The sequence below is a fragment of the Acinetobacter piscicola genome, from assembly GCF_002233755.1.
Classification (GTDB): Bacteria; Pseudomonadota; Gammaproteobacteria; order Pseudomonadales; family Moraxellaceae; genus Acinetobacter; species Acinetobacter piscicola.
In genome coordinates this window covers 1-22,178 of the sequence record NZ_NIFO01000005.1, presented here as the reverse complement: position 1 = coordinate 22,178, position 22,178 = coordinate 1, and the positions used below count along the sequence as shown (strand labels likewise).

Sequence of the window (22,178 nt, the reverse complement as noted above, 5' to 3'; positions counted from 1 at the left end):
TTATGCCTACATCAAAATAGATGGCAAAGCACTTCATGATTATTGAATTGTAAAGCATGAAAATAAATAGACATAAATTTTTATTATTTAAATAAAGTTATTTAAAATCAATATTGTATGAGTGTTATTAGAATACAAGTTAAAAAAACCAAAATGAAACTTAGCATTTCATTTTGGTAAAGAGGAAAAGTAATTTTAAAAATTATTTTTTTAAATCCATCAATAAACTAAAGTTTTCTAAGCGTTTATCTGTATCGTAAATATCACAAGTAAAAATAAACTCATCGACTTGATATTTCTCTAACAGATTTTCCAAGCCTTTTTTCACGGTTTCAGGCGAGCCAATTTGCGCCATTGCAAGAAAGTTTTGTACAGCCATTTTCTCAGAAACTGACCAGCGACCTTCCATACTTTCGATCGGTGCTTTAAGTTTTAAACTTTGGCCTGTCAATAAAGCCAAAATTCGTTGATAAACACTGGTTGCTAAATATTCAGCTTCTGTATCTGTCGAAGCGACTACAGTTGGAACACCCATCGAAACATAAGGTTTATCTAAATATTCAGAGGGTTGGAAATTGTCACGATACAATTGAATGGCTTGTCCTAACATGCGTGGCGCAAAATGAGAGGCAAATGAATAAGGAAGACCTAAACGTGCAGCAAGTTGTGCGCTAAATAAGCTTGAACCTAATAACCAAACTGGAACGTGTGTACCTTGACCAGGTGTTGCCTTAATTCTTTGGTGAGGTTGAGCATCTGCAAAATAGCTCAGTATTTCTAAAACATCTTGAGGAAATTGTTCTTCAGTTTCTTGATGTCCACGTCTTAAGGCACGCATGGTTGTAGGATCAGTTCCAGGCGCACGACCTAAACCCAGTTCAATACGGTTTGGGTAAAGTGTTGCCAATGTCCCAAACTGTTCCGCAACAACGAGAGGAGCATGATTCGGAAGCATGATGCCACCAGAACCTAAACGAATTTTTTGGGTATTTGCCAGTATATAACCGAGTAATACAGCCGTTGCTGAACTTGCGATACCATCCATATTATGATGTTCTGCAAGCCACAAACGTTCATAACCAAGCTTCTCAGCATGTTGAGCCAATGCTAAAGCATGCTTCAATGAGAATTCGGCATTTTGATCTTCGCGAACTGGTGCAAGTTCAAGAATAGAAAATTTCGTATCTTTTAATTGAGTATCTGTTAAAGCGGGCATAGTGAGACTCTAAACCTGAGTGTATTTTATATCGATATAATACGATATAAAAAACAGAATGTATATCGAGTAATTTCGATATATTGCAATAATTAGTGTACTTATCATGTAAAAAAGCACCCGTAGGTGCTTTGATCGTTGTTACTTAGTTTTCTTAAAGATAAACAGAATTAACGGTTTTTGTTTTTGTACCAACCATAATGGTTGCCATTGTCATGGCGATAATTACGGTCATTATAACGGTAACTGTTATTACGATAGCCTTTGCTATTATAACGACGATCGTAGCGATCATCATAGCGACGGTCATAACGATCATCATATCTGTCGTCATAGCGATCATCGTATCGGTTGTCAGCGCTGACTTTTTTACCAAGTGCTGCGCCACCCGCAGCACCAAGACCTGCACCTACATAACCACCTGTTGATGTACCTGTTACATTTTTACCTACGGTATAACCACCTGCGCCGCCAAGCGCACCACCAATAATTGCACCGTTACGGTCTCTTTTATTGGTTGCGGCACCTGCACCTGCGCCACCACCGATTGCTGAACCGATCATTGCACCTGTTGATCCACCCATTTGTTGTCCAATCGCTGCACCGACAACACCACCAAGGGCAGAGGTTAAAGCGACACGACTCGAATTATCGGCATGTGCTGTAGTCATCATTGTGGCTGCAATTACAGTTGCGCCAAGAATTGCTTGTAATTTCATATCAAACTCCTTGTCGAAGCTTCTTCGTTTTATTGAACTTGAGCTTAGAATATAGAAATATCTTGCAATAATTATGGATGGCAAGGTAATTAGATTTGTCGTTTAGTGTCTGGATTGTATTTTTCTCTCTTTAATTTCTACATGATTGGGTTTTTGCTAACCCAAATTTTTGAAATGTATTAGAAATGTTTAAATTTTAAAACAAATATCAAGAAAACTTAGTCCCATTATTGTTTGTGAATTTGTTCAAATTTTATTATTAATCAATTAAATGTTTGAACAAAAAAACGTGAAAAATCTAAGTGTTGAGTTAAATTTACCATAGCGTTTAAGTAGACATCGTTGTGATTGTTAACTAAAGTTGTGCTTTATTTTTAAATTAAAATAACTAAACAATAAGGTGGCATAATGATGAAATATTATATTTGTATGGGTGATCGAACCACAGGTGGTGGTGTCGTTGTAGAGGGTAATGTTAGAACAATTATTATGGGACGCCCTGTGGCAAGTATGGGGATGAAGGTCATGTGCTGTAATGCTCTTCAAAAGATTCAACAAGGTTGGGCTGGGCATCTCGATCACGGAAGTCAGATTGCATATCATGGTTGTTTGCTCAGTTGCGGTCATCAAGTGATTTCAAGTCAAAACTTGATGGGATGGTCAGATGGCAGCAGTGAAACCACAATTCCAGAACAGCTCACTGCAACACCGCAAAAATACCATGAGTTTTTTACGTTGTTGGATAATGATAATCAGCCTATAGCCAATCAAAAATATCGATTATCCGCTGGAGATGGCTCGGTGATTGAAGGTTATACCAATGAACAAGGTCAAACTGAGCATCTTTGGACACATGAAAAACTCCCTGTAAATCTGCAAATATTTGATGATGAAGAGGAACCTGAATTTGACCAATACCATATAACTGACTTATAAATTAGGAAAATAAAAATGGCAGGTCGTAATACAGGTGGTTCAGGTTCTAATAGTCCGAATAAGACAGAACCCTCAGAAACAAAAACCATGACCAAAGGCGCAAAGATAAAACTAGAAACAGGAACCAATAAAAGCTACTTATGTGCGCATATTTGTGCTGCTAGTAAAGCGCCTAAAATCGGGAAAATTGGACAAAGTCTTTATCAGCAGACCGTCACTAAAGCCATTCGTGGCGAAGCGGATTTAAATTTTGGCGTTTGGGCGTATTTAGCAGAAGTTGGTTATGACATGACAGGTAAAGCACCAAAACCTCTTATGAGTAGTAAACCAGAACGAATGCACCGTCCTTCAGAATTTCCACTCGGTGCAGCCCAAAAACAAATTGAAAATCTTTCAAAAGGTGATTTTCGTATTCCAGACCTGACCATTTTAACAATCAAAGCTGCTGAAATTATTGAAATGCGCATGTCAGGTACTATTGATTGGGGTCGGTTCTATCCTGAAGATGAGAATATAGAACGTTTGGTTGAAATTAAATTCGGTAAAGATGATTGGTTTCCAGGTCAATATGCAGCTTATATCAAAATTGCACCAGATCGAGTCAAAGAAGTATCGGATAAAGATTGTAGTTGTGAAACTCGAAAACCACCAAGTGGAGGAATAAAAATTCCAGTCTATCCTCCAATTAAAAATCCAACACCTTATAAAAATGCAATATTTCGCCCTGCCAATACGGGTTTAACGGCTAAGAAAGGTATTCCCAGTATGTTGGGTGGTCTAGGCAAACTGCTTGCACCACCATCTCCACAAGTACAGTTTTATCGCAAATATGTTCCCTTAAAAGAATATCAAAGTTTGATGATTCCGATCACCGCCAGTGTCGGGATTGGAGGAGCTTTTATTTGTGGTACGGTGGTTTTGGCAGGAGCCGCAGGTGGAGTAGTTGCAAGCGCAGGAGCAATAAGTGCTACAGAAGCTGTTGGTGGTGGGATATTGATTACAGGTTTTGCCACTTTGGCACATTCATAAGGCGAGAATAATAAGATGATCATTAAAAGTTATGAAGATTTAGATCCTTATTTTAAAGACTTTCAATGGGTTGAACATCGTCAAGATCAACCGGATCTATTTATTACAGGAGCAGAGTTTCAAGCGCACTTTTTGTATTTTGCAGGACATACCCCAGAAAAACGTCAGGCACTTATCGAATGTGTAGAAGCATACAATCAGCATTATGCAGAACATTTCACTTGGGGAGCTTATGTGAGTGAAAAAGGCAAAGGTCGATATTATGATATTGCCAAGATGCCCAGTATCCAAGAAGCTGTTGCTAAACATACACATCCCGATGACCAAATTGAATGGTATTGCGCATCAGGTGAGCGTGATGAGGCACCTGAATATGCACTGATGACATTTACCAATCGAGAATGGGAAGGTCGAATTCTAGATGGTTCAACTCTAACATTCCATGTACCCAATCAACTAGCTTTTGATGTAGCACAAAAAAGAATTTTAATGTCTTTAATTCAAATGTGTATTGATAAATTGAGTGTGTATCATGCTATAGCAGGATTTCAGAATGTGCGTCCTTTTAAACCGATTGGTATTGGTGATTATGCTTTGGCACAAGGTGAACGCTTTTGGGGGATTTATCAAGGCGCTGATATTATGGAAAGAAGCCGTATTGCAGATGGGATCAAAAGTATTGACTGGCTCACTTATTTGAGTAACACCTTGGTACAACGGATTTGTGAAGTAAAAACTTTTGCTAAATATTGTGAATTTTTTGATTTAAAACCGCAACAGCAAGAGAATGGTTTTTTATTTCAACTGGAAGATTACCCACAATTATTACCTAGCAATCTGCCTGTTTTAGCAAGTTACTATAATTTAAATAAAGCACTACGCCCTTTACGCAATGGTGCATATTGGTCAATTAGTTGGGATGTTGGTAATCACTATAAAGTATTGGATGTAGATGCCAGTCGTAAATGGATACGTCGTTTGGATGCGCCAGATATTTTTCCAGATTGTGGACACTATGAAGAAAGAAAACCACGTAAACAGAATATTTACCTTGAGTCTGGGCGATCTTGTGAAATTGATGGTATTTATCGTTATGACGAACAAGTCGATTTAGATGGGCAGCCTGTTAGTATTGGTATTAAACATAGAGATGATCCAATAAATTTTTATAAGGAAAATTCAACTTCTGACTATCGTCAACATGTGGTTTTACTTAAAGGTGATATTGCACCTCGATTTTTAGATTTTTATGAAAATGCCGTCTTGAAAGAAGCTAAAAAAATTAAATGGCACTTGGTCAGTGAGATTGTCAGAGTTGATAAATAATCAATAAAAGCTTAACTGCACTTATCTAGACGATGAATAAAGCAGTTTTCGACCTATTTTTTAAGTTAATAAGTGAATTTTAAAATGGAATACGTATTTACTATTTTGATTATATTCATCAGTTTCATCGTTACCAAATGTGAAGCCGTTTTTCACACTTCAGAAATTTCAACAAACACTTCTATAACAGCAAAGGTAGCAAAAATGGGCAATTCAGATGAGATTTATTACCTACTTCAGGAAGCGCTTCCTGAGTTAAAAAAACAAGAGATTCCCCAAAATAGTCAAGAGTTTACAAATTTTCGTGATTGGTTAAATGAACACCATTCTTATATGCAATATGTAGAGATAAAAGAGTTTTATGACAATGGAATTTCAGATTCTGAAATTTTAAAAGATGCTCAAATAGATACGACAGCGCTAGAGAAGAAAATAGAGCAAGATGTACGGCAAGTTTGGAAAGAATATGGTGATAAATACACAAAAGAAGATTTTGAAAAATTGAGTATCGACGAGCAATTTGATATTAAAATTGAACTAGATTATGAAGTTGAAAAAGCATTATTTAGTAATATCAAAAAAGTGGCAGAAGAAAAAAATTTAAAACTTTTTGTCGTCGTCAGAGAAAATCCTTATTGGTTTGTTTTACCTAATAATCCTGATAAAAATAAAAAAATTGTAGATGCTTTTAATCAAGTGTTTGCAGATGGTGGTGATACAAAATTACTTTTGTATTAACAAGTGTATTTCATATTCAAGGGCTTCAAATTGAATTTTATAAACGCATTGTTTTAAAGTGGTTTTAAAACAAGCAAAGAAAGTTAAATCGCACTTAGTCTGTGAAATTGTGCGTATCAAGAAAAAATGAAGCATGATTAAATCAAAACAAGAGATGCAAGCTTATTTTAAATATTTTCAATGATACAAATAAAAAAGCACCCGAAGGTGCTTTTGCATATTTCATAACTTGCATATTACATAGCTTAGTGGTTATGACGACGGTGTTTTTTGTAGTACTTTTTATTGTACTTACGTTGATCTGCATGACGGTCTTCAGAAACTTTTTTACCTAAGACTGAACCACCCGCAGCACCAGCAGCAGCACCGATGTATCCACCTGTTGTTCCGCCCATGCTTTTACCAACGCTATAACCACCAACGCCACCTAAACCACCACCGATTGCAGCAGCAGTACGGTCATGTTTATTGGTTGCAGCAGCAGCACCGCCTGCACCACCAATAGCCGAACCAATCATTGCACCCGTGTTACCACCCATTTGCTTACCTACAGCAGTACCAACAACACTACCTAAAGCTGAAGTTGCTGCGATTCGAGTTGAGTTGTCTGCGTGGGCACTCATTGTAAACATAGATGAAACTGTCAATGCAGTCGTCATTAAGATCGTATTTAATTTCATATGTTTCTCCATGTCCTAATATTTGGACAGCTCTGTCTTTATTCAATGGAGGTGAATGTAACAAAAATATTTTCTGAGAAAATGGAGATGTATCTTTAAATTGATAGTGTTTAGTATCTGAATGTATGCTTTCTATTAAAATTGGCGTTTAAATGTGCAAATGATCAATAAAAGGCAAAAATCATGAAGAAAATAATATTCATTTTCGAATAAAAAAGGCTTAGCGGACGTAAATATCATCCGTTCTGCAATAGTTACTGATATAGATGTGTTATTTAAAGGGCAGAATCGGTAAACTATGCACAATTATAGAATTTTCTTAGCTGATCAATGTTTATATGGGTTTATATAGATAGCCATCGCTAAGGCTTAGATTGAGAATGTATTTAAAATGAAAGAATCGTTACGTTTACGATTAGATCAACTCTGTGATCGACATGAAGAGTTAGAAGCATTATTGGCAGATGTCGAAGTGATTTCAGACAATAAGCGTTTTCGTAATTTGTCACGTGAACATAATGATTTAACTGAAATTACAGATGTTTGGAAAAAGTATAAACAAGCTGAAGACGATATAGAAACTGCCGAAGCGATGTTGTCAGATCCTGATTTTAAGGAAATGGCGATAGAAGAAATTAAAGAGAATAAAGCTTTAATTGAACAACTCGAAGCTGAGTTGAACATTCTCATGATTCCTAAAGATCCGAATGATGTTAATTCGGCGTATTTAGAAGTTCGTGCAGGAACAGGTGGGGATGAAGCTGCCATTTTCTCAGGTGACTTATATCGTATGTATAGTAAATATGCTGAGTCTCAAGGCTGGCGTATTGAAGTTTTGTCGGAAAATGAAGGCGAACACGGTGGCTATAAGGAAATCATTTGCCTTGTTAGTGGCGAAGGGGTTTATGGTCGCTTAAAATTTGAAAGTGGTGCACATCGTGTACAACGTGTTCCTGCGACAGAATCACAAGGTCGTGTACATACTTCGGCATGTACCGTGGCGATTCTTCCTGAAGTTGATGTGGATACAACGGTTGAAATTAATCCTTCGGATTTACGTATTGATACGTATCGTGCATCGGGTGCAGGTGGTCAGCATATTAACAAAACAGATTCTGCTGTACGTATTACCCATATTCCAACAGGAATTGTGGTTGAATGTCAGGATGAGCGTTCTCAACATAAAAACAAAGCTAAGGCATTGGCTTTATTGGCTTCGCGATTGGAAAATGCGAAACGTGCTGCCGCAGATGCCGCAACCTCTGAAATGCGTCGTGATTTAGTGGGTTCGGGTGATCGTTCAGAACGTATTCGTACTTATAACTATCCGCAAGGGCGTATGACAGATCACCGTATTAACCTTACTTTATATAAGTTAGATGCGGTGATGGAAGGCGATTTGACCGAGTTGTTAAATAGTTTACATCGTGAATATCAAGCCGATCAGTTGGCACTTCTTGCACAGCAAAATGGTGGCTAATGAATATTGCACAGGCTTTAGCCTTACGTGGAGAAGTTGAAAGTTACGAGCGTCAAGAAAATGCTTGGCTTCTTGAGCATATTCTAAAAATTGATGCTTTCGATTTATCACTCAAATCTGCACAAGAGCTCACAGCAGAGCAAGAACAAGATTATGTGAATGGTTTAGAGCGTATTGCAGCGGGTGAACCATTGGCTTATGTCACGGGTTCGCAACCCTTTTGGACATTAGATCTTACAGTGACGAGTGATACTCTAGTACCTCGTCCAGATACCGAAGTTCTTGTTGAAACGGTGTTACGTCTTGATTTACCAGAAGATGCACGTATTGTTGACTTAGGTACAGGTACGGGTGCAATCGCCTTATCACTCGCGAGTGAGCGTCCGAATTGGTCAGTGATCGCAACAGATATTTATGAACCGACTTTAGAAGTTGCGTTGCATAATGCCGAAAAGCATGATTTAACTCAGGTTAAATTCTTTTTAGGCAGTTGGTTTGATGCATTGAATCGTCAATATTTTGATGTGATTGTATCGAATCCACCTTATATTGATGCAAAAGATCAGCATATGCTGAATTTAGCTTCTGAACCTGAACGAGCTTTGGTTGCAGATAAACAAGGTTTGGCTGATATTGAACATATTATCCAACAAGGAAAAAAATGGTTAGCTGTGCAAGGTTGGATTGTCCTTGAACATGGTTATGATCAAGGTGAAGCGGTGAGTAATCTTTTTAAAGGTGCTGGTTTTAAAGAAGTCAGAACTGTAAAAGATTATGGCGGTAATGATCGTGTAACATTGGGTCGTTGGATGCAATAACCTCATTTAAATAACTTAACCTGAGCTCGGAATAAGATATATTCCCAACTATATGATACACGGAAACGTCAGTCGCATTGTTCGAGGCATGAGGAATATATTCCGCAAGATCTGTAATGTACTGTTTTTGCAATATATTAGGTACTTGATAGCATCTGTCGAGTTGGCGACTGACAAATGGTTTTGCCCTTGCGTGGCAGTACCACTCATCCCGAAAGCCTTGCGAGGTAATACCTCTCAGGTCGAACCGAAGGTTAATCCTTACACTTGACTTTAAACGGTAAGACTCCGCTGTGTCTGATCAATCTTTTCAATGACTTACATCAGAGTTTATCTAGAACTGACGTTAACTTAGTTTATTGGTCTAAATGTTGTAACTTTACTGTGATAAGTGCCTTGTTGATCCAAATATCAACAAGGCTTTTTTATGCATAGAAATAATAAAGTAAGTGTATTAAACGTAATTAAAAAAGGCTGTTTATTCAGAAAGATTGTTATTTACCGCGCGAATTGGCTCTAAAAGTGGTTCATCTACAGAATTCAGCATTTCTCTTTCAATTAAGCGAGTAAGCGAGTCATTGCATTTAAAGGAAGGTCGCTTTCTTGCAAACCCAAAGGTTTTTCCAATTATGCGCTCAGCGTATCTAATCCTAAGAATAAGTAAGCAATCAAGCTAACTAAAACAGGTGTTCATATTCCAAAACTGATTTCTTAGTTAAAAGGTAAAATTAAACAAAAACAATATACTAGATGATGCAATAAAGCAGGGTGTTTTATAATAGAAGCATAAGATACAGGTATTTTCATGATGTATTCAATGACATACAATGATAAAGACAGAATTAAAAAAAATAGATAGATATGACGTATTCAAAATTTTTTATAATGAACACGATTAATTTGGTCGTAGCCATTTTAGTCCGAAGCGGAAATGTAGATTGTAGTGGTGATGGATGTTTAGGTTTGGCTCTTTTCAGTATTCCTATCATTATTGCTTTGTTTTATATTAGTTTTTATTTTTTAAAAACCATATTAGAGAATAAAGAAACAAGTGCTCTCAAAAATGAACAACGCTGGAAAAGATTGCTTGCATCTGTTTTTTTCGGATTGAGTTATTTAGTGTTGTTCATTCATTATAAATATTAAAAAAATAATTAATAAAAAAGCAGCCATTCAGGCTGCTTTCGAATAGATAATCCAACGCTATCGAATCAATTAAATTGGATAGCCTTCTAAACTATCTGCAATATCCACTTGCTTTAAAGCATTGGTTTCAAGTGCAAGGCAAAGTGCTACGATTTTGGCAGTATCAGCAATGTATTCTTGCTGCATCGCAAAACCTGTTTGAATTGCTTGTAGACGATCTTGATTGATATCAAGTGCTTGAGCAATTTCTTGTGCATTATTAGTCGTGAAAAATTGATTCATCACGTTGTCAAAATCGTGATTAGATGTGTTTAAGATACCTTCGATAAGTTCATCGAGGTGTTCTGTTTGGGTTGAAAGGGAGTTGATAAAGTTTTGAACTAGGTTCTGATCTAGTACATCAATCATCTTAAGCATAGTATTGACCTAAAGGCTGATTAAAGGGGAGGAGTTACAACAGAATGAGCGAAAAAGTTGCTCTGAATTGTGTGAAAATTACACTTATATCGCATAAAAATCAACCATTTTAAGATCGACTGCAATCATCGATAAGATATAAAAAATGAATTTTTATAAAAGTGACATAAAAACAGCATGCTAATTAAAACGAAGAAAATGACTGGGCTGTTTAAATTACTTTGAGTTCACGATAAGTACCTGGACTTACACCTGTCCATTTCTTAAAAGCGCGATGAAAAGCGCTGGGTTCTTGAAAATTTAATTGCTCACTAATTTCTTGTAAGCTATGCGTTGATTTACTCAGTAATTCGATGGCTAAATCTCGACGAATATCATTCTTGAGTTGTTGGTAACTGATTCCTTCACTTTTTAAACGCCGTTGAATGGTCGCTTCTGAAATATTCAATTGTTGTGACAACTCACTCAATTCATACCATTCAGCAGGGGGGACAGATAATAATTGTTTACGAATCATCGAGCTTAATGCATGAGGATTTTTAAAACGAATTAATAAATTTTCTGGTGTATTTTGAATAAATGTATACCAAGATTTTTTGTCATGTTTTATGTGAATATTTAAATAATTTGCATCAAATTGCAGATAATGATTATCCGCTTGGTAGCTAATTTTTTCACAAAAACGCACACGATAATCTAAATCATCAATTGGTTGTGTACATTTCAATTGAATGCGATTGATTAATATACGCTGATCAGCCAACCAACAAATCAAGCTATGAATCAGCATGAAATAAGTTGCATAGCAAAACATACGTTTGGTTTGTAATTTGTCTGTAATGACAATGTAGGCGTAATTTTCATCAATAATCAATTTGCCGTGGAAATCATCCAAAATAAAATTAAAATATTGCAAAATTTGTTCAATTGCACTGCGTAATGTATCTGTATGCATCACCATTTTGGAAAGTAATTTATAGCTACCACGACGCATTGGATGAGCGTCCATGCCAAAGAACTCATCATTCATTTGATTGGCGATTTCAGTCCAGAGCCTTGCATATGCAGAAACAGAAATACGAGCTTTCGGTGAATGGAGTAATTCAGATGGAATTTCAGCGTTATATAAAATTTGTTGCAGATCAAAACCTTTCTCTTTGACATGAAACAAAGCTTCATGTACCAAAGCCATAGAAATGCTTCCTTTGTATTCACTGAATTGTTGATTATTCACATCTTATTCCATGATTTTGTGAAAAACTTTAATTAAAGTAAATTTTCAATTGTCCAAATCCATCATAACAGATGCAACTTTTGGAAATTGTACTCAAGCGAGACTCAGTTTACTCTGCATCTTAAGTCTAATTAAGTTTATTTTAAACGTATTGATTCAAACAATTAATAGGAATACAGGATGAAAATTGAAGGAAAAGTTTTTGTTGTGACGGGTGGTGCATCAGGTCTTGGTGCAGCAACAGCAACACATTTGGTTGAGAAAGGTGCGAAAGTGATCATGGTAGACATGAATCAAGCACTTGGTGAAGAAATGCAGCAACGCTTAGGCGAAAAATCTAAATTTGTTCAATTGGATGTGACAGATGCAGTCGCAGTAGAACATTTTTTTAAAAATGTAGAACAAGAATACGGTCAATTAAATGGCTTAATTAATTGTGCAGGGATTGGGCCTTCTGCGAAAGTTTTGGGTAAAAATGGTATTCATGCACTCGATGCATTTCAAAAAGTATTAGATATCAATGTATCTGGTACATTTAATATGCTGCGCTTTGCGGCAGATGTGATTTCTCGTTATGAATTAAAAGCAGGCGAAGAAGATCGTGGTGTCATCGTCAATACAGCTTCTGTTGCCGCTTTTGATGGTCAAATTGGTCAAGCTGCGTATGCAGCATCTAAAGGTGCTGTGGTTGCGATGACTTTACCTTTAGCACGTGAGCTTGCTCAACATGCAATTCGTGTGATGACCATTGCTCCTGGGATCATGGAAACACCAATGTTAAAAAGTTTACCTGAAAAAGTTCAGGATGCTTTAGGCGCAATGGTGCCATTTCCACCGCGTTTGGCTAAACCAGAAGAGTTTGCTCATTTGGTGGGGCATATTTGTGAAAACAGTTATTTAAATGGTGAAACCATTCGTTTAGATGGTGCAATTCGTATGCAACCTAAATAATTTATAAATATTCATAGACCAAATTTGCTAAATCCTAAATAACGTTACATTTAGGATTTAGATATTGGTCGTTAATAAGCTAATTTTAAATCAAAAAACTGAATAGCGAGTATGCATTTAAGGCATAGCAGCAAAGCTTTGTTATGATTTTATTCATATTTTTATATCACACTCTGTTTAAATTTGCTGAGGAAGGATGCTCAAATGATTCTAAATGAACAACAAAAAATGGTTCAGGAAATGATGCGAAATTATTCGCAGAATAAATTAAAACCAACCGCAGCAGAGCGTGACAAAACATCAAGATTTCCTGCACAAGAACTGAAAGAATTAGGTGAGCTGGGTGCTTTAGGCATGACTGTTGCTGAGCAATGGGGCGGTGCAGGCTTAGATTATATTTCACTGGTTGCTGCAATTGAGGAAATTGCAGCAGGTGATGGCGCAATCTCAACTATTGTCAGTGTGCAGAATTCATTACCCTGCGGCATTATTCAAAAATATGGCACAGAGCAGCATAAGCAAGACTATTTAACAAAACTCGCTACAGGCGAGTGGTTAGGATGCTTTTGTTTAACTGAACCGCAAGCAGGTTCAGATGCTGGTGCATTGCTATGTAAAGCAGAACGCGATGGTGACTCGTGGATTATTAATGGTACCAAGCAATTCATCACTACAGGACAGCATGCCCAACTTGCGATTGTCTTTGCAATTACAGATAAAGCCGCGGGTAAAAAAGGTATTTCTTGTTTTATTGTACCAACAGATACAGACGGTTATATCGTTTCTCGAATTGAAGAAAAGATGGGACAACATTGCTCAGATACAGCAACAATTGTCTTTGAAAATTGCCGAATTCCAGCTGAAAATATTCTCGGTAATGAAGGTGAGGGATACAAAATTGCTTTGTCTAATCTTGAATCAGGACGTATTGGCATTGCTTCGCAGTGTGTCGGTATGGCACGTGCCGCTTTAGATGCTGCGGTTGAATATGCCAATCAACGTAAATCATTTGGTGTCGAATTGGTGCAACATCAAGTAGTTGCCTTTCGACTGGCAGATATGGCAACTCAAATCGAAGCAGCACGACAATTGATTTATCATGCGGCAAGCTTAAAAGATGCTGGTCTACCTTGTTTAAAAGAAGCTTCGATGGCTAAACTTTTTGCTTCGGAAATCGCAGAGAAAGTATGTTCAGATGCAATTCAAATTCATGGTGGATATGGCTATGTTTCTGATTTCCCCGTAGAACGCATTTATCGAGATGTACGAGTCAGCCAAATTTACGAAGGTGCTTCAGATATTCAGCGCTTAGTGATTGCAAGAGCTGTGATTAATCGCTGAGATATTTTCATTGAATAAATAAAAGCATCAAAATCCAAAGATCAGCGCTAGGCTGATCTTTTTTTTACTTAAAAATGAGTGTTCAAAAACTGCAACACAATTGAGGTGTTTGGAAATTGTCAGTGTTTTATAAATATGGTTATAGGAACAGAAGCTTGCTGAATGATTCGGCATTTTCAATAAAAGCTAGAAAGCAGAATATGGAACTACAAATCAAAATGATTTGTAAAACAAATGCAAAGGTATTGCTATGAAAACACTAGAACAAGCGTATCAAGAGTTTGATTATGAAAAACTCATCAATGAGCAATTGGTTGGAAATTCTCAATCAATCAATGCCTATGTAGAATGTTGTGAACGTTTTGTCGGTTTAAATAAAGTTGCATTAATTTGGGAAGGTAAAAACGGTGAAACTTCTCAATGGACATTTGAAAAATTGGCTGAGGCATCAGGAAAATTAGCCAACTATTTCCAGTCAATTGGTTTAAAAACAGGTGATTGTATTGCAGGGTTGTTGCCTCGAACACCTGAATTACTCATTACCATTTTTGCAACTTGGCGTATCGGTGCAATTTATCAGCCCTTATTCACAGCCTTTGAGTCAAAAGCGATTGAACATCGTGTTGAAACGGCAAAGACGCAATTGATCGTAACCAACGAAGAACAACGGATTAAACTCAATAATATTGATATTCCTCACATTTTAACGGTCTATCACATAGATACAACAGCACAGTCAGATGCAAATTTTTGGCAAGAAGCGGAAAAGCAATCGGCAGAATCTCAGCCTGTCATGCTGACCTTTGAAGATGATTTTTTAATGATGTTTACTTCAGGAACGACAGGCTTGGCAAAGTCTGTCCCTGTACCGCTTAAAGCCATTTTAGCTTTTAAAGAATATATGCGTCATGCGGTAGATTTACGTGAAGAAGATTCATTTTGGAATCTCGCAGATCCAGGTTGGGCATATGGCTTATATTACGGTATTACAGGGCCTTTAGGCTTAGGGCATAGCATTATTATGGATGAACGTCCATTCAGTGTAGATCATGCCTTACAAATGATTCAAAAATATAAAGTAAGTAATTTAACGGGTTCCCCTACAGCTTTTCGTATGTTTTTTGGATTTAAAGAAAAGTTTGATGCATCCATCAAAGATCACTTAAGAGCTGTGAGTAGTGCAGGAGAGCCATTAACACCTGAAGTCATTCATTGGTTTAAGCATGATTTAGATGTCAATATTTATGACCAATATGGACAAACTGAACTGGGTATGGTGATTGGTAATCACCACGCTTTAGACCATCCAATTAAAATTGGTTCAGCTGGTTTTGCCAATCCGGGTCATCGTTTTGTTGTATTAAATACTCAAAATGAAGAAGTTGAGCGTGGTGAAATAGGAACACTCGCCATCGATTTTTCACAATCACCATTAACATGGTTTAAAGGTTATGGTGGAAATAATCGTAAATCATTTGTAGGCGATTACTATTTAACTGGAGATACAGTTCGCTTGAATGATTTAGGAGGAGTGGATTTCATTGGTCGTGCAGATGATGTGATTACCACATCAGGATATCGAGTTGGCCCTTTTGATGTTGAGAGTACCTTACTCGAATGCACAGAAGTTTTAGAATCAGCAGTGATCGGCAAACCTGATCCTGAGCGTACTGAAATCGTGAAAGCTTTTGTGGTGCTCAAACCACAACATGCCGCATCTGAACAGCTAAGTGACAAACTTCAAGATTATGTACGTTCTCGATTATCGAAACATGCTTATCCTAAAGAAATCGAATTTGTGGAAAGCTTACCAAAAACATCAAGTGGTAAAATTCAGCGTAATTTATTGAAACAGCAAGAAATCGCTAAAATGTTAGAAACTCAATAAATCTATTTGTTTTTATTTTAGTGTCTTTTAAATGCTTATTTTGCACCCGAAAGGGTGCTTTTTTTTTATGTATTGAGCGAGAAGTTAACAATGAATTCGACAGTATAATTTTGATTGAATACATAAAAATATGTATAAACATTTTTTAATAAGCATTTTACATCGCTGATTTATTCGATGTGATTTTGATAATACGTGATTCACTTAAGCCCTTATTTTTAAACCGATCATAGAGTTCAAAGCAGATATGTTGATTGCTTTGTAAACGAGGTAAATTTTTATCAAAATCCAAGTAGCGAATATAGCCAGATGAATCCATCACAATGGTAATCCGTTCAAATGTAGATCGATGTCGAGTTTTATACGTTTTATATTGTTTAACGATGCCACATTCTACAGATTTGATTAACGTTTGTGAGGGTGAAAGATAAACAGCACTACATAAAAGGATGATGCTAGGAACTAAACTTAGATAATATATAAGTTTGGCTTTTTCAGAGTTTTGAATTTTTTCATAAAAATATAAATGACTAAATAGTGGAGCAGCAGGCAGCATTATAAAACCCAAAATGAATAATATTTGACTCATAATTGATGAACCGCTTTTCGTCGCAACCCTGTATATATCATCCATTATATTCGATAATTACAACCATTAATCTACTGAAATTATTTGCTTTATTTACATAGCAAAAAATTTATACGTTATTCGTGTCCCCAAAAAGGAAAATGCTCACTGACTAAAACATCTTCAAACAGTCATATGGTTAATTGTTGTTGATTACAAAAATACATACAATTCATATAATTTAGCAACAAACTTCCAGAATTGAAATTTTATGAAGAAAATATTTACAGCTTCAATGTTAGTCCTAACAACTACGTTTACAGGCTGTGCGAGTATTATTACTGGCTCAAGTCAAACGCTCTCATTTAAAAGTGTTCCTGAGCTAAGTCAAATCACGATTACCAACAAGAAGGGTGAAAAAATCCATGTTGGGCAAACACCTGCGACAGTAACCTTACGCAAAGGAGCTGGCTATTTTAGACCAGAAAGCTATAAGGTTACATTCGCTAAAGAGGGTTACCAAACGACAACTGTCGATGTTAAATCAAGACTTAGTGGCTGGTATTTCGGAAATATTATTTTTGGTGGTTTAATCGGAATATTAATTGTTGATCCAATTACAGGTGCAATGTACACACTTACGCCTAAAGATGTAAATGCGGTACTCAATGAAAATAATGTTGAAGTTAACTCGAAAGAGCAAACGCTTACCGTCCTTTTAAAAGAAAATATACCTCAAGAAATTATGGCAAGAGCGATTGCATTAAATTAATGCGTTGCATGGTAAAAGACCTCCTTATTTAGGAGGTTTTTTATTTCTGAGATTCTCAGATGAATGGAAAAATTTTGATTAATCAAGAATAAATCAATGTGTGCTAAATCGGATCAAGCCAATTTCAATGATTTTGAACAAATGGATCAACGAGTTTTATAAGGTTTCTAATTGGAACAGTACGTAAACAGATAGTGAGATTGTAAATATTTTCTAATTTAAAAAGAAAAACCCTCTAAACTCATGGCTTAGAGGGTTTAATATTTGGTGGGCCCACCCAGACTTGAACTGGGGACCAACGGATTATGAGTCCGCTGCTCTAACCAACTGAGCTACAGGCCCTATAAATACTAGTGTTTCAAGTATTTTCGAGAAAGAATACTAGCGAAATTAGAATTGAATTACAAGAACTTTAAAAGCAAGATTATTGATATGCATGTTTTTTAAGCATTGAGATGGAATTTTAATTAAATTATTGATTCTCATCTGTAGTTTGAGAAATTTGTTTGTAAACGGTAGTGCGATTTTTTCGCTTTTCAATATAAATTTCAAATGCACTCCATGCACATATCACAAAAAATACCAAAACAATAACGATCAACAAAGTCATTAACATGCTGCAATCCTTTTGAGCATATAGCCATCTTAAATTTATGATTCTTATACAACTAAAGTCTATATGATTTAAGATGTGCTGCAAGCATTAATTTGATTAATTTTAAAACGAAAAATACTTATGTTATTGTATTTTAAATACTAATTAATAAATTTTTCTTAAAATTATTAATATTAATTGTTTAGTAAATTGATGGGTTATTTATTCTCAAAATAAAGTATATGCAGGAAAATAAATAACAAAAAGAATAAAGCATCCAATTGGATGCTTTGTTATTGAAAATAAATAAAAAAATTGATTAAACCAATCCAATATTCTTTAGATATTCTTTAAAAATAATTTCTGCCTTGTCTGCTAAATTCTCAGCATATTTAGTATTATCTTCACGTAAATTTTGGATATTAATATTGGCCTTACGTAGTTCACAAGTATGTCCGATCAACCATTTTTCTAAACTATCTGCTGCAACTTCAATATGAAATTGTAATGCCAAAATCTGTTGTCCCACTTGAAAAGCTTGATTAGAATAAATTTTTGAACTTGCTAATAATGTCGCATTTTCGGGAAGATCAAAAGTATCACCATGCCAATGCAAAACAGCCGTATCTGCTAAAGGCGCTAAAATATTATTGTTCGCATAACGAATATCTAACGTACTCCAACCAATTTCTTTCGCATGTCCCGCATACACTTTTGCACCCAATGCATGCGCAATCAATTGTGCGCCAAGACAAATACCAATCGTTGGTAAATTCTTTTCTAAACGCTGTTTTAAATAGCGAATTTCATCTTTTAAAAAAGGATAATCCTCTGTTTCATAAACACCAATTGGACCACCTAAAATAATCGTCAGACCTTCATATTCAAAAGCTTGTTTTAAATTATCTATACCTGCTTCGAAATAACGTACTCGAAAGCCAAGTTGGTAAAATAAATCTTCAAGTGAACCGAGATCTTCAAAAGCGAGATGTTGGATTGCATAAATAGTTTTTGGAAAGTTTGAATTCATAGCCTGATCTGACTGCTTAGCAAGCAAAAGTGTTTATATCAAGATAACATTATTGAAATTAAATTGATATTTCCACAATTTATTGGAGTTCATTTGTAAGAGAACCTACTATATAAAAACCGCTTATCAATTATTGAAATTAAATAAATAATTTTATTATGTAATTCAATAATATAATTTAAATTTCACCCATAGATAAGCTGATAAAAATGAAGAAAGGAGTTCTACATGTTAAAAAAACGTATGTTAACGGTGTGTTGTTGTTCCATCATTTTAAGCTTATATGGTTGTAATGATGACTCTGATTCTGATCATGTACGTAATGATTTAGACAAAGATACAAACCCATATAGTTGTTCTGCAACCGCAAATGATGGGTCTAATGTCGTTGTTGGCTCAGATCAAGCAGGGGATCCTGCATTTCCTGAGCCTGCATCTGGTTATCGCACTGGGTTAAAAGTTAAATACTCTGACAAGTATATGGTTGTGGCAAATACGCCGCTTGCCACAAAGGCAGGTTGTGACGTGCTGCGAGCAGGTGGTTCTGCGGTCGATGCTGCAATTGCGGTACAAGCTGTATTAGGACTGGTTGAACCGCAATCAAGCACCATTGCAGGTAGTACATTTTTGATGTATTACGATGCAAAATCTAAGAAAGTGACTGCCTATGATGGTCGTGAAACGGCCCCCGCTGCTGCAACACAATATTATTTGGCTCGCCAAAATCAAGCGGATACAAATTCATTAACACCTGTGCCAACTACACGACGGAGTGGGCGTTCGATTGGTGTACCCGGTACGATGAAAATGTTTGATATGGCACATAGCGAACATGGAAAGTTGGCTTGGAACAAACTCTTTGATAATGCAATTCATTTATCGTCAAATGGATTTAAAGTACCGGGACGTTTAGCCAATGCAATAGTCGCGAACAAAGACAATTTAGCTTTGGATAAAAATGCAGTACAAACTTATTTTAAAGCAGATGGGACAGCATATAACGTAGGCGAAACATTGAAAAATGTCGCATATTCAGAAACTTTAAAGAAAATCGCTGATGACGGCGCCCAAGCATTTTATCAGGGTAAAATTGCTCAAAATATTATCCAAAAAGCCAGCCAAACAGTGGGAGATGACAGCGCAAGAACACCAATCACACCAAGTTTAATGACACTGGATGATTTAAAAAATTACAAAGCGATTAAACGTGAAGCGATTTGTTCTGTATATCGTAGTGCTTATTATGTTTGCACCATGCCACCACCATCTTCAGGAGGTATAGCGGTACTTCAAACTTTAGGTATTTTAGAGAATTTTGATTTAGCGCAATATCCACCATCACAAACCACCAATGAAGGTGGTATTCCCAATGTAATGGGTGTGCATTTGGTATCAGAAGCTGAACGTCTAGCTTATGCGGATCGTGATAAATATGTAGCGGATACAGATTTTGTGCCACTACCTGCAAAAGGTATTCCAAGTCTTTTGGATAAAAACTATTTAAAACAACGCGCGGCTTTAATCAATCCAAATAAATCAATGGGCGTCGCATCTGCTGGTGATTTTAGTAGTGCTGCGGGTGTTGATAAAACGCTTGAGCATGGTACGACGCAATTTACCATTGTGGATGCTTATGGAAATGTTGCATCTGTCACTTCAACGGTTGAATCCAGCATGGGTTCTTTTCATATGGTCGATGGTTTCTTATTAAGCAATCAGCTTACGGATTTTTCAGCCAATCCAATGGATGCAACAGGTGCTTTGGTTGCCAATCGTGTTGAAGCAAATAAGCGACCGAGAAGTACTATGGCGCCAACAATCGTATTTAAAGGCACACAACCGGGCGATTTCTATGTTGCGACAGGTTCACCGGGTGGTGGAACGATTATTCAGTTTGTTGTGAAAACATTGGTGGGTATTTTAGATTGGAATTTGGATGCTCAACAAGCGACATCCTTGGTGAATTTTGGTGCAACCAATAGTTTAATTACCAATGTCGATGGGTCAAATACAATATTGAATTTAAGTGAACTGGTGACAGAATTGCAGGATAAAGGTCATGTTGTGAATCAGGCTGCACAATCGAGTGGTGTTTCAACGATTATGCAAGTTGCTTTGAATAATCAAAAAAAATACGCTGGTGGTGTTGATCCACGCCGTGAAGGATTAGTACTGGGTAATGGAGCGCTATAAGCTTGCATTTTACTTATAACGTGTAAATGAATCTAAATCAGATTCGGGTTTGTTGATAATTTAACTTGATTGATCAAAACGGAATATCAATGAACCCAATCGATTTAAAATACATCCGCTTTATCATTCGCTGAATGTGTAATAAATGCTTTAATCGATTTTTTAGACGCTTCTAAAATGGTGATTTTCAATGCATCATCAGCGATGCTACGTGCCATTAAAATTGCACCAACCAATTGACACATGACAGCCCAAGCTGTTTCTTCACTGTCTAAATATTTTAGAAAAATTTGTTGCCCTCGAATCAGCTCATTTTGATAGGCCTGCTTGATTTCATCATCTGAACGCGCAATTTCTGAGGCAAGTGAAGGCAGTGCGCAACCACGATCAGGCTGTTCAACATGTGATAAAGCTAAATACCGATTCAGTTCAAAATCAATCCATTGTGAAGGTTCGTCATAAGGATTGTCTTGCCACATTTGAATGCTGTGCTGTAATTCATTTTCAATCAGCGCTTTAAATAAATCATTCTTTGAAGAAAAATGTGAATAAAAAGCACCACTGGTTACACCCGCAGCTTTCATAAAGCCATCTACACCTGTGGCATTAAAACCATTTCTTTTTGCCAACTGTCCGCTGATGTCTAACAGCTCTTGACGCTTTTGTTCTTTATAGCCTGATTTATAGCGCATACTGACTATTCCTAAATCAAAAAATGATCTTGACGATTTCCAAAAATTATAACATAGTGATCGTTATAATAACGACCGTTATTTTATAAAAGCATTAAAACCCTCTGTCGAGAAAGCTTATGAATGGATTAGAACAGCAAAAGCAAAAAGTCGCATTAGTGATTGGCGCAGGAGATGCGACAGGTGGTGCAATTGCTAAAAGATTTGCAAAAGGTGGTTATATCACTTGTATGACACGTCGTAATGCAGAAAAATTACAGCCATTGATTGAGGAAATTGAACAGGCGGGTGGTGTTGCATATGGTTTTGCTTCAGATGCACGTAAAGAAGAACAAGTGATGCAATTGGTTGAAGAGATTGAGTCAAATATTGGTGAAATTGATATTTGGTGGTGTTTTAAAAAGTATGC

General features: G+C 36.4%; 21 protein-coding genes, 1 tRNA gene and 1 pseudogene. 13 read left to right on the top strand and 10 right to left on the bottom strand.

All coding sequences use genetic code 11. The features are described from left to right. Positions 1-202 precede the first annotated feature (202 nt). Entirely contained in the window at positions 203-1,216 is a 1,014-nt protein-coding gene (locus CDA10_RS09900; RefSeq protein ID WP_089605450.1) for an LLM class flavin-dependent oxidoreductase, read from the bottom strand. A 170-nt stretch (positions 1,217-1,386) separates the two neighbouring features. Further along, complete coding sequence (locus CDA10_RS09895; protein ID WP_089605449.1) at positions 1,387-1,935, bottom strand: glycine zipper domain-containing protein; 549 nt, start codon at positions 1,933-1,935, stop codon at positions 1,387-1,389. Between the two features lie 408 nt (positions 1,936-2,343). On the opposite strand from CDA10_RS09895, the gene CDA10_RS09890 reads away from it, so the two are divergent. From CDA10_RS09890 to CDA10_RS09875, 4 genes are all read left to right on the top strand, one after another. Beyond that, positions 2,344-2,871 carry a PAAR domain-containing protein gene (locus CDA10_RS09890; RefSeq protein ID WP_089605448.1) on the top strand — a complete coding sequence of 176 codons (528 nt, stop codon included), beginning with the start codon at positions 2,344-2,346 and terminating at the stop codon, positions 2,869-2,871. Positions 2,872-2,886: 15 nt separating this feature from the next. Next, the gene (locus CDA10_RS09885; RefSeq protein ID WP_089605447.1) at positions 2,887-3,900 is read left to right on the top strand and encodes a nuclease; all 1,014 of its coding nucleotides are present in this window, start codon (positions 2,887-2,889) and stop codon (positions 3,898-3,900) included. A gap of 18 nt (positions 3,901-3,918) precedes the next feature. Further along, on the top strand, positions 3,919-5,226 hold the full coding sequence (locus tag CDA10_RS09880; RefSeq protein WP_089605610.1) for a type VI immunity family protein: 1,308 nt from the start codon (positions 3,919-3,921) through the stop codon (positions 5,224-5,226). Positions 5,227-5,430: 204 nt separating this feature from the next. After that, positions 5,431-5,964, top strand: a complete 534-nt coding sequence (locus CDA10_RS09875) for a hypothetical protein (RefSeq protein WP_089605446.1) — start codon at positions 5,431-5,433, stop codon at positions 5,962-5,964. A gap of 245 nt (positions 5,965-6,209) precedes the next feature. Here the strand turns inward: CDA10_RS09875 and CDA10_RS09870 are convergent, their stop codons facing one another. Beyond that, positions 6,210-6,644 (bottom strand): hypothetical protein, encoded by a 435-nt coding sequence (locus CDA10_RS09870; protein ID WP_089605445.1) that lies wholly within the window; start codon positions 6,642-6,644, stop codon positions 6,210-6,212. A 391-nt stretch (positions 6,645-7,035) separates the two neighbouring features. On the opposite strand from CDA10_RS09870, the gene prfA reads away from it, so the two are divergent. Both prfA and prmC read left to right on the top strand, forming a co-directional pair. Next, positions 7,036-8,124 (top strand): peptide chain release factor 1, encoded by a 1,089-nt coding sequence (prfA, locus tag CDA10_RS09865; protein WP_089605444.1) that lies wholly within the window; start codon positions 7,036-7,038, stop codon positions 8,122-8,124. Beyond that, positions 8,124-8,942, top strand: a complete 819-nt coding sequence (gene prmC, locus CDA10_RS09860; protein WP_089605443.1) for a peptide chain release factor N(5)-glutamine methyltransferase — start codon at positions 8,124-8,126, stop codon at positions 8,940-8,942. The genes prfA and prmC overlap by 1 nt, the downstream gene beginning before the upstream one ends. Positions 8,943-9,420: 478 nt before the next feature. On the opposite strand, the pseudogene CDA10_RS17150 reads toward prmC, so the two are convergent. After that, positions 9,421-9,707: pseudogene (locus tag CDA10_RS17150) on the bottom strand (bestrophin family protein); the annotation flags it as partial. 120 nt (positions 9,708-9,827) lie between these two features. On the opposite strand from CDA10_RS17150, the gene CDA10_RS09850 reads away from it, so the two are divergent. Further along, positions 9,828-10,088 carry a hypothetical protein gene (locus CDA10_RS09850; protein WP_089605442.1) on the top strand — a complete coding sequence of 87 codons (261 nt, stop codon included), beginning with the start codon at positions 9,828-9,830 and terminating at the stop codon, positions 10,086-10,088. Positions 10,089-10,157: 69 nt separating this feature from the next. Here the strand turns inward: CDA10_RS09850 and CDA10_RS09845 are convergent, their stop codons facing one another. Together CDA10_RS09845 and CDA10_RS09840 are read right to left on the bottom strand one after the other, a co-directional pair. Further along, entirely contained in the window at positions 10,158-10,505 is a 348-nt protein-coding gene (locus tag CDA10_RS09845; RefSeq protein WP_089605441.1) for a hypothetical protein, read from the bottom strand. 211 nt (positions 10,506-10,716) lie between these two features. Continuing rightward, the gene (locus CDA10_RS09840) at positions 10,717-11,697 is read right to left on the bottom strand and encodes an AraC family transcriptional regulator (RefSeq protein ID WP_171333984.1); all 981 of its coding nucleotides are present in this window, start codon (positions 11,695-11,697) and stop codon (positions 10,717-10,719) included. A gap of 222 nt (positions 11,698-11,919) precedes the next feature. Here CDA10_RS09840 and CDA10_RS09835 point away from each other — a divergent pair, with 222 nt between their 5' ends. The 3 genes from CDA10_RS09835 to CDA10_RS09825 all read left to right on the top strand — a co-directional run bounded on the left by CDA10_RS09835 (position 11,920) and on the right by CDA10_RS09825 (position 15,919). Further along, positions 11,920-12,690 carry a 3-hydroxyacyl-CoA dehydrogenase gene (locus CDA10_RS09835; protein WP_089605439.1) on the top strand — a complete coding sequence of 257 codons (771 nt, stop codon included), beginning with the start codon at positions 11,920-11,922 and terminating at the stop codon, positions 12,688-12,690. A gap of 204 nt (positions 12,691-12,894) precedes the next feature. Beyond that, positions 12,895-14,031, top strand: coding sequence for an acyl-CoA dehydrogenase family protein (locus CDA10_RS09830; RefSeq protein WP_089605438.1), 1,137 nt, complete (start codon positions 12,895-12,897; stop codon positions 14,029-14,031). 250 nt (positions 14,032-14,281) lie between these two features. Then, a complete protein-coding gene (locus CDA10_RS09825) occupies positions 14,282-15,919 on the top strand; it encodes an AMP-binding protein (RefSeq protein ID WP_089605437.1) in 1,638 nt (545 codons plus the stop codon). 157 nt (positions 15,920-16,076) lie between these two features. On the opposite strand, the gene CDA10_RS09820 is transcribed toward CDA10_RS09825, so the two are convergent. Continuing rightward, on the bottom strand, positions 16,077-16,508 hold the full coding sequence (locus CDA10_RS09820; RefSeq protein WP_089605436.1) for a hypothetical protein: 432 nt from the start codon (positions 16,506-16,508) through the stop codon (positions 16,077-16,079). Between the two features lie 250 nt (positions 16,509-16,758). Between CDA10_RS09820 and CDA10_RS09815 the strand changes: the two genes are divergently transcribed. Beyond that, complete coding sequence (locus CDA10_RS09815; protein ID WP_089605435.1) at positions 16,759-17,259, top strand: hypothetical protein; 501 nt, start codon at positions 16,759-16,761, stop codon at positions 17,257-17,259. 265 nt (positions 17,260-17,524) lie between these two features. Here CDA10_RS09815 and CDA10_RS09810 read toward each other — a convergent pair. After that, positions 17,525-17,601, bottom strand: a tRNA-Ile gene (locus CDA10_RS09810). A gap of 572 nt (positions 17,602-18,173) precedes the next feature. Next, the gene (locus tag CDA10_RS09805) at positions 18,174-18,884 is read right to left on the bottom strand and encodes a glutamine amidotransferase (RefSeq protein WP_089605434.1); all 711 of its coding nucleotides are present in this window, start codon (positions 18,882-18,884) and stop codon (positions 18,174-18,176) included. Between the two features lie 228 nt (positions 18,885-19,112). On the opposite strand from CDA10_RS09805, the gene ggt reads away from it, so the two are divergent. After that, positions 19,113-21,077: a gamma-glutamyltransferase gene (gene ggt, locus CDA10_RS09800; protein WP_089605433.1), complete on the top strand. Its 1,965-nt coding sequence runs from the start codon at positions 19,113-19,115 to the stop codon at positions 21,075-21,077. A gap of 104 nt (positions 21,078-21,181) precedes the next feature. On the opposite strand, the gene CDA10_RS09795 is transcribed toward ggt, so the two are convergent. Beyond that, positions 21,182-21,769, bottom strand: coding sequence for a TetR/AcrR family transcriptional regulator (locus CDA10_RS09795; RefSeq protein WP_089605432.1), 588 nt, complete (start codon positions 21,767-21,769; stop codon positions 21,182-21,184). A gap of 119 nt (positions 21,770-21,888) precedes the next feature. On the opposite strand from CDA10_RS09795, the gene CDA10_RS09790 reads away from it, so the two are divergent. After that, positions 21,889-22,178, top strand: a 290-nt coding sequence (locus CDA10_RS09790; RefSeq protein ID WP_157909352.1) for an SDR family NAD(P)-dependent oxidoreductase, incomplete at its 3' end; no start/stop codon positions are given.

Excerpts from the sequence above, each read along its gene's own strand:
- prfA (WP_089605444.1), top strand. The coding sequence starts at position 7,036 with ATGAAAGAATCGTTACGTTTACGATTAGATCAACTCTGTGATCGACAT.
- CDA10_RS09805 (WP_089605434.1), bottom strand. The coding sequence starts at position 18,884 with ATGAATTCAAACTTTCCAAAAACTATTTATGCAATCCAACATCTCGCT.
- ggt (WP_089605433.1), top strand. The coding sequence starts at position 19,113 with ATGTTAAAAAAACGTATGTTAACGGTGTGTTGTTGTTCCATCATTTTA.
- CDA10_RS09845 (WP_089605441.1), bottom strand. The coding sequence starts at position 10,505 with ATGCTTAAGATGATTGATGTACTAGATCAGAACCTAGTTCAAAACTTT.
- CDA10_RS09840 (WP_171333984.1), bottom strand. The coding sequence starts at position 11,697 with ATGGCTTTGGTACATGAAGCTTTGTTTCATGTCAAAGAGAAAGGTTTT.
- CDA10_RS09885 (WP_089605447.1), top strand. The coding sequence starts at position 2,887 with ATGGCAGGTCGTAATACAGGTGGTTCAGGTTCTAATAGTCCGAATAAG.
- CDA10_RS09815 (WP_089605435.1), top strand. The coding sequence starts at position 16,759 with ATGAAGAAAATATTTACAGCTTCAATGTTAGTCCTAACAACTACGTTT.
- CDA10_RS09825 (WP_089605437.1), top strand. The coding sequence starts at position 14,282 with ATGAAAACACTAGAACAAGCGTATCAAGAGTTTGATTATGAAAAACTC.
- CDA10_RS09890 (WP_089605448.1), top strand. The coding sequence starts at position 2,344 with ATGATGAAATATTATATTTGTATGGGTGATCGAACCACAGGTGGTGGT.
- CDA10_RS09820 (WP_089605436.1), bottom strand. The coding sequence starts at position 16,508 with ATGAGTCAAATATTATTCATTTTGGGTTTTATAATGCTGCCTGCTGCT.
- CDA10_RS09870 (WP_089605445.1), bottom strand. The coding sequence starts at position 6,644 with ATGAAATTAAATACGATCTTAATGACGACTGCATTGACAGTTTCATCT.
- CDA10_RS09795 (WP_089605432.1), bottom strand. The coding sequence starts at position 21,769 with ATGCGCTATAAATCAGGCTATAAAGAACAAAAGCGTCAAGAGCTGTTA.
- CDA10_RS09895 (WP_089605449.1), bottom strand. The coding sequence starts at position 1,935 with ATGAAATTACAAGCAATTCTTGGCGCAACTGTAATTGCAGCCACAATG.
- CDA10_RS09830 (WP_089605438.1), top strand. The coding sequence starts at position 12,895 with ATGATTCTAAATGAACAACAAAAAATGGTTCAGGAAATGATGCGAAAT.
- CDA10_RS09900 (WP_089605450.1), bottom strand. The coding sequence starts at position 1,216 with ATGCCCGCTTTAACAGATACTCAATTAAAAGATACGAAATTTTCTATT.
- prmC (WP_089605443.1), top strand. The coding sequence starts at position 8,124 with ATGAATATTGCACAGGCTTTAGCCTTACGTGGAGAAGTTGAAAGTTAC.
- CDA10_RS09835 (WP_089605439.1), top strand. The coding sequence starts at position 11,920 with ATGAAAATTGAAGGAAAAGTTTTTGTTGTGACGGGTGGTGCATCAGGT.
- CDA10_RS09850 (WP_089605442.1), top strand. The coding sequence starts at position 9,828 with ATGAACACGATTAATTTGGTCGTAGCCATTTTAGTCCGAAGCGGAAAT.
- CDA10_RS09875 (WP_089605446.1), top strand. The coding sequence starts at position 5,431 with ATGGGCAATTCAGATGAGATTTATTACCTACTTCAGGAAGCGCTTCCT.